Genomic DNA, 1,210 nt, shown 5'->3' with positions numbered 1-1,210 from the left:
GTCCAGCTCCAGGGCCCCCTGGACGTTGTGCTCGGGCGAGATGCGAATGCCGACGCGGTCCGCACCAATGGCGTCGACGACAGCCTGGGCAACTTCGATGACGAAACGCGCACGGTTTTCAGGCGAGCCGCCGTAGTTGTCGTCGCGCTGGTTCGCAGCCGGCGTCAAGAACTCGTGCAGCAGGTAGCCGTTCGCGGAGTGAAGTTCGACGCCGTCGAACCCGGCTTCGATCGCGTTGCGGGAGGCCTGCACGAACTCCTCGCGAATGCCGGGCAGCTCGTCAGTCGTAAGGGCGCGCGGAACGGGGAACGCCTGCTTGCCCTCGTAGGTGCGGGTCACGCCGTCGATGGCGATGGCGCTAGGGGCGACAACCTCGTGGCCACCTGTGGTGTCCTCGTGCGTGACGCGGCCTGCGTGCATCACTTGGGCGAAGATCCGGCCGCCCTCTGCGTGCACCGCGGCGGTGACGTCGGCCCAGCCCTTGAGCTGTTCTTCGGTGACCAGACCGGGCTGGCCCGGGAAACCGCGTCCGGCGGGGCTGGGGTAGGTACCTTCGCTGACAATCAGGCCGAGTGAGGCGCGCTGCCGGTAATGCTCCACTACCAGCGGTCCCGGGATGCCTTCCCGGCCAGAGCGGAGGCGGGTCAGCGGCGCCATCACGAGTCGGTTCGGTGCTTCCAGTTGTCCGATGGTCAGGGGGGAAAACAGCATGCGCAGTTCCTTTCACAGTGGATTGTGTCCAGTGGCGGAAACTTCGCTGCGTCTGCAACTATTCCGGTTGAGACTCGGATCACGCCTCGGTCAGCGTGTCGGTTGCGGCGCGCCCGGGCACCCTTGGCCCTGCGGATTCTTGAGGCAGTCGTCCGCGTAATTGCGGGTGATGGACCGCCAGACGCTGACAGTCTGGGGCGGGGAACTGAATTGGCCTTGGCCCGGAATGGGCAGCGGCGGGCCGCCGTTGACGGAGTACGTTCCCTGGAAATGGGTGGTCAAAGCCGCGGAAAAATCGCCGGTCTGGCCGTAGGCGTGGCTGGTGGCTGTCTTTTCGCCCCAACGGTCCTGCGGCAGCGGCCCACCGGCTGTTGTTGTTGGACCAAGGGACGTGCCGTCACCGAAGTTCCAGGTGTACTGGACGGGTTTGGCACTGACATGGACATCCTGGGCCAGGATTTTGATGTCGAATTGCTGTTCGGCGGCCTCCGCATAAAAG

Annotated in this window: 2 protein-coding genes; both read right to left on the bottom strand. The window is 65.2% G+C overall.

Going from position 1 to position 1,210, the window contains the following annotated elements; genetic code table 11:
* Positions 1-711, bottom strand: a 711-nt coding sequence (locus tag AB4Y86_RS19215; protein ID WP_441403716.1) for an oxidoreductase, incomplete at its 3' end; no start/stop codon positions are given.
* Positions 712-801: 90 nt separating this feature from the next.
* A partial coding sequence (locus AB4Y86_RS19210; protein ID WP_441403715.1) for a PKD domain-containing protein occupies positions 802-1,210 on the bottom strand: 409 nt, incomplete at its 5' end.

This window comes from Arthrobacter sp. 2YAF22_2 (genome assembly GCF_052114645.1).
Taxonomy (GTDB): domain Bacteria; phylum Actinomycetota; class Actinomycetes; order Actinomycetales; family Micrococcaceae; genus Arthrobacter.
The sequence above is the reverse complement of the archived record's forward strand: the minus strand, read 5'-3'. Positions and strand labels throughout refer to the sequence as shown.